The sequence below is a fragment of the Cyanobium sp. BA5m-10 genome (assembly GCF_024346255.1).
Lineage (GTDB): Bacteria > Cyanobacteriota > Cyanobacteriia > PCC-6307 > Cyanobiaceae > Cyanobium_A > Cyanobium_A usitatum.
The window spans coordinates 1-5,180 of sequence record NZ_JAGQCP010000093.1 but is presented as its reverse complement, the minus strand read 5'-3'; the positions used below and the strand labels follow the sequence as shown (position 1 = coordinate 5,180).

The 5,180-nt window shown below is 66.2% G+C and carries 5 protein-coding genes; 4 read left to right on the top strand and 1 reads right to left on the bottom strand.

What is annotated here, in order from left to right; genetic code table 11:
* Positions 1–146: 146 nt before the first annotated feature.
* Entirely contained in the window at positions 147–449 is a 303-nt protein-coding gene (locus KBY85_RS15820; RefSeq protein ID WP_254962418.1) for a nucleotidyltransferase substrate binding protein, read from the bottom strand.
* A 233-nt stretch (positions 450–682) separates the two neighbouring features.
* Here KBY85_RS15820 and KBY85_RS15815 point away from each other — a divergent pair, with 233 nt between their 5' ends.
* The 4 genes from KBY85_RS15815 to KBY85_RS15800 form a co-directional block, all read left to right on the top strand.
* Positions 683–1,798 (top strand): polysaccharide biosynthesis/export family protein, encoded by a 1,116-nt coding sequence (locus KBY85_RS15815; protein WP_254962417.1) that lies wholly within the window; start codon positions 683–685, stop codon positions 1,796–1,798.
* On the top strand, positions 1,798–2,532 hold the full coding sequence (locus KBY85_RS15810) for a Wzz/FepE/Etk N-terminal domain-containing protein (protein WP_254962416.1): 735 nt from the start codon (positions 1,798–1,800) through the stop codon (positions 2,530–2,532). Before KBY85_RS15815 ends, KBY85_RS15810 begins: the two co-directional genes overlap by 1 nt.
* Positions 2,533–2,607: 75 nt before the next feature.
* On the top strand, positions 2,608–3,495 hold the full coding sequence (locus KBY85_RS15805) for a hypothetical protein (RefSeq protein WP_254962415.1): 888 nt from the start codon (positions 2,608–2,610) through the stop codon (positions 3,493–3,495).
* Positions 3,488–5,180 (top strand): hypothetical protein (locus KBY85_RS15800; protein ID WP_254962414.1); only part of this gene is annotated, 1,693 nt, incomplete at its 3' end. The genes KBY85_RS15805 and KBY85_RS15800, both read left to right, overlap by 8 nt.

Below are 5,180 nucleotides of genomic sequence, written 5' to 3'. Positions count from 1 at the left end.
AGGGTTCATAATGGATAAACGGAGCTGCGCAATCAGCTTCCAGGCAGTCATCCCCTGCCTGCCACTGTTCACCCTCCGGAGAGGGTCACAGGACCTCCTGAGTTACACCACTCAGAGGGGCGCTACCTGCGGCTGTGCCGGGATGGTCATGGCGCCTCCTCCTGAACCCGTTGCTCCAGCCTGGTGCGTAGCTGCTGAAAACATGGCAGGTAGCAATCGATGATCTGCGCCGCAATGGCATCCGCTGTGGCGAGGTTGTAGGTATGGCTGGTTAGACGGCGGTCCCGCAAGGTGTCCCGCGATCCCAGCAGGAAGGCCTCGCCCTGGCTGCGCAGCCGATCACGCAGGGTGTTCCAGGAAATCCTCCAGGAGCTCCAGGTCTTTGCGGTAGTTGCTGAATGAATATAACTATGGCGTATGAACGCAGAAGGAAAGGGAGCAGAACTCAACTTTCTCACCTCTGCTAGCCCAAGATCGCACAGCAACAGATCCAGATTTAGTCATGTAAACAACTCCTAATTTGCACGTTTAGAGCTAATCTCAGCTCCCCCCTCTACTCCCAGTAATCAGAGCGGCACTGCAACAGCAGATCTGCCCGCTACGGCAGATAGGGTTGGGGTATAAGCGTCATTCCATCCCGGTGCAACCGCTGCGACGAAGAGCTTGGTGGGCTGGCACAGCCGTGGCATTGGCTGTTCTGGGCCTGCAACCCTCCCTGGCCAACACCCCAACCCCTGCGGCCACCAGCCGCAGCCGAGTCGTATACGACAGCTACATCCTCGGCCCGGGCGACACCCTGCAGATTGAGCTGGTCGACATCCCCGAGCTCAGCGGCACCGTGTCGATCGGCCCAGATGGCACCCTCTACCTACCCCACCTGCGCGCCCTCTATGTCGAAGGGCTCACGGTGGAGGAGCTGCGCTACTTCCTCACCGAACAGTTCAAGCGCTACGTGCGCCAGCCCGAGATCTACATCCGCCCGGTGGGCTTCCGCCCGATCCGCATCTACATGGGCGGCGAGGTGAAGCGGCCGGGCTACTACACCCTCAGTGGTGTGCAAAGCAACATGGAAGATCTAAGTGATCCCAACACCACCCCTGATATCTCCAGCGGCTCGACAGCCCTGGGGCAGGGTCTAACCACACGCAGGAGCAGCAGCGCCGGTGGCAGTAGTTCAGCCACCCTGTTCCCGACAGTGTTCGACGCGATCCGCACCGCCCAGGGGATAACCCCCTACTCCAACCTGGCTGAGGTGCAGGTGACCCGCCGCCAGCCCGTGAGTGCCGGCGGCGGCAAGATCCGCACCCAGCTCAACTTCCTCAGCCTGATCACCGAGGGCGATGAATCCCAGAACATCCGCCTCTTCGACGGCGACGTGGTGAGCGTGGCCAAAAGCCCCGTGGTGCTGCGCGAGCAGCTGCTTAAGGCAGGGCAAACCAACCTCAGCCCCCAGTTCATCCAGGTGTACGTGAGTGGCCGGGTCAAGACCCCCGGTGGCATCACCCTGCCCCAGGCCTCAGCCCTCAACCAGGCCCTAAACCTCGCTGGCGGCCCCTCCCTGCTGCGCGGCAAGGTGGAATTCATTCGCTTCACCCGAGAAGGCGAACTGGATCGTCGCCTGTTCACCTACAACCCCAACGCCGCCAGCGACTCGGCGGCCAATCCAATCCTGATGGCCTGCGACATCATCCGCGTGCAGGATTCGGCCCTCTCCGCAAGCATCAGCGTGATGAACGAGCTCGCTGGTCCCTTTGTGGGGGTTTACTCGGTGTACAGCCTGTTTGGAGGAGCCCGCTGATGAGCCCCTCCCTACCCCAGCCGGCTCCAGCCGACGACGAGATTGACCTTGGCCAGCTCGCCTCCTCCCTGCGGCGCCGCTGGCGCCTGATCGCCAAGGTCGCCGGCGGCACCCTGCTGCTCTCCGCCGCAGTCACCCTGCTGCAGAAGCCGGTGTGGGAAGGGGAATTTCAGATCGTGCTGGCCGATCCCAACAAGAAACAGGGCGGAGGAGCCGCCCAGCTGCTAGCCCAGAATCCTGCCCTGGCCTCCCTGATCGGCACCGGGGGTGGCGGCAAGGACAGCCTCGAAACCGAGGTAAAGATCCTCGAGAGCCCCTCGGTGCTCAAGCCGGTGTTCGACTTCGTCAAAACCAGCAAGCAGCGGGCCGGTGAAAACATAGATCGGCTGCGCTACGCCGACTGGCTCAAGAACAACCTCAAGATCAAGCTCGAGAAGGGCACCTCCGTGCTCAACCTCGCCTACCGCGACACCGACAAGCCCCTGGTGCTGCCGGTGATCGACCGCATCTCCAAGGCCTACCAGGATTACTCCGGGCGCGACCGCGAGCGCGGCCTGGTGCGCGGCGTGGCCTACCTCGACCAGCAGATCGAGGTGTACCGCCGCCGGGCCGTGGCCTCCCTGCGCGCCGCCCAGCGGTTCGCCATCGAACAGGACCTCACCGCCCTCAAGGGTGAAGGCAAAGGGGACGATGAGGTGGTCAATTCACTCAACATCGAAGCCGTTCGGGTATAAGCCGCCAATGAAATCCGCAATATCAATGAACAACTCAAACAACTCAGATCCCTTGGCAGCGATCCAAACAGCGTCATGTTCCAGGGCCTGCTGATTCCCGAGCTCGCCGCCCAAGGGCTTCCCCAGCGCCTCAACTCGATCGACAACCAGCTGGCTTTCCTGCGCTCAAAATTCACTGAAAGAGAGGATTCGATCAGGACACTCAAGGAGGAGCGGAGCCTGCTGATCGGCCTGTTGAGAACCAAGGCCTTTGGCTTCCTAGAGGCCAAGCGCAGTGCCGCCCAAGCTCGCCTCGCCGCCGCCGATCGCCCCAAGGGCGTGCTGATTCGCTACCGCGAACTGCTGCGCGTGGCCGCCCGCGATGAGGCCACCCTCAACAAGCTGGAAGACGAGCGCCGGGTGCTGGCCCTCGAGCAGGCCCGCAAACCCGACCCCTGGCAGCTGATCTCCACCCCCACCCTGCTCGACAAGCCCGTCTCCCCCAGCAAGGGCCGCAACCTGGCCCTGGGGCTGCTGGCCGGCCTGGTGCTCGGCTCCGGCGCCGCCCTGGTGGCCGAGCGCCGCAGCGGCCGGGTGTTTGCCACCGACGAGCTCCAGGCCGCCCTGCCCGGCCCCCTGCTGGCCCGCCTCGATCCCGCCGCGCCTGAAAGCTGGGCCGCCACCATGGCCCTGCTGGCCTCAGGCCCCCTGGCCGGGTCGTCCACCGTGGCCCTGATCCCTGTAGCCGGCCAAGGCGAACCTGAGCTGGCTGAGGCGTTGCAACTGGCGCTCCAGCAGGCCACCCCCGGTGCCCAGGTGCTCTGCACCAGTGATCTGGTGGAGGCCGGCACCTGCCAGGCCCAGCTGCTGGTGGCCCGCCCTGGCGCCATCACCCGCCCCCAGCTCGACGCCCTACGCCAGCAGCTCCAACTCCAAGGCAGGCCCACGCTGGGCTGGCTGCAGCTCCAGAGCACGGATGCCTAGGCCTCTGGCCAAGCTGCTGCCCGTCGCCGCGGCCCTGCTCAGCCTGGGCTCCAGCAGCTTGGGGGAGCCCGGCTGGGCCCAGCCCCAGTGGCAGCCCCTGGCACCCGTCCCCGGCAGCACCACCGCCAGCCCCCAGGGCTGGAACCCCGTGCCGCCCGCCACCGATCCGGCCCTACCCGGTGCCAGCTGGCAGCCCTTGCCCCCCGGCGATCCCGGCAGCAGCGCGTCACCCCAATGGGCTCCGGTGCCTGAAGGTGATCCCTCCCTGGCGCCCCCGGCCGCGCCAAGCACTGGAGCGAGCGCCCCAGCTAGCGCCGCGGAAGCCGAGGCCGTGTTCGCCGGCCTGCTGCCCAACCGGGCCGACTACCTGCCCCTGCTGCGCCTGGGCCCCCTGCCCACCGCCTGGTTCCTGGATGAAAGCCTGGCCCAGCTCAGCTTCCAGCAGGTGAGCCCCGGCGATGGCGGTGCCGCAGGCGGCAGCGGCAACCAGAACTACGGCTTCCGCGCCGATGTGGGCCTCTCCAGAGCGCTGCTGCTGTCCCTCACCTACACCTACGCCGACGACCCCCTCTACGCCGCCATCCCCAGCCGGCCCAGCCAGCCAGCCAACTACTGGAATGCCGCCGGCGCCAGCCTGCGCGGCCGCCTCGCCGGGGGCCCCAACTGGCAGCTCGCCGCCGAAGGAGCCCTCGAGCTCTTCACCGTGGGCAGTGGCTGCGGCGGCACCGTGAGCTGCGATGGGCCCGGCACTCCCAACATCTTCAACGACTCCGGCCAGCTGGTGTTCACCCGCAACTGGGTGGGGGCCCTTTCCCTGCCCCTCACCTGGCAGGCCAGCCGCCAACTGCAGCTCTCCTTTGTGCCGGCAGTGTCCTTCCTGCCCGACTCCCAGGGCTCCGGCCAGGGCGGTGCCGGGGAGTTTTACGGCACCACCATCAGCCTGGGCCTCGGCGCCAGCTACCGCCTCGGCAACCAGGTGCAGCTTTTCGCCTCGGCGCTGCTGCCCTTCGGCCCGGGCAATAACGCCTTCGATGGCGATCTGGTGTACTCCCGCGTGCCGATCCTCAGCGCCGGCGCCAACGTGGCAGTAAACCCCCGCATCGGCCTAGAAGCCAGCATCACCAACGGCTTTGGCCTCAGCCCGGCCACCGCCATCCTGGCCCTGCCCAGCGCGCCCACCGAACCCATGCTCAATGGGCGCTTCACCTGGAATCCCGGCGCCATGGATTCCCCCAGCCCCCGCTATACCCGCCGCCAGGCCTCCCTGGCCCTCGGCGGCCTCAGTGTCAACACCGCCCTCACCCCCGCCGATGGCACAACCCAGCTGTGGTTGAACGGCGACAGCCGCGGCAACCTCTTCGGCGGCGCCGGCTACTCAGTGTCCAACGACTTCCAGTTCCAGATCGCCGGCGGCCTGTTTAACGGCATCGAGCCCCGCAACAGCTACGTGAACACCTTTGCCGGCAACGGTGGCCTCAACCTGCGCTTCGGCGGCAAGGCCATGGTGTTTCGGCCCAGCAAGGGCCTGCCAATCTGGGCAGCCGGCCGCGTCTCCGTTGGCCGCAACGAAGACGAGAGCAGCAAGCAGGGCTACCTCTTCTTTGAAACCATGAACACCTGGGAGGCAACCCCAACGCTGGCCTTCCACCTCAACCCCAAGCTCGCCCTGAACGGCGACGGCACCA

Excerpts from the sequence above, each read along its gene's own strand:
- KBY85_RS15810 (WP_254962416.1), top strand. The coding sequence starts at position 1,798 with ATGAGCCCCTCCCTACCCCAGCCGGCTCCAGCCGACGACGAGATTGAC.
- KBY85_RS15805 (WP_254962415.1), top strand. The coding sequence starts at position 2,608 with ATGTTCCAGGGCCTGCTGATTCCCGAGCTCGCCGCCCAAGGGCTTCCC.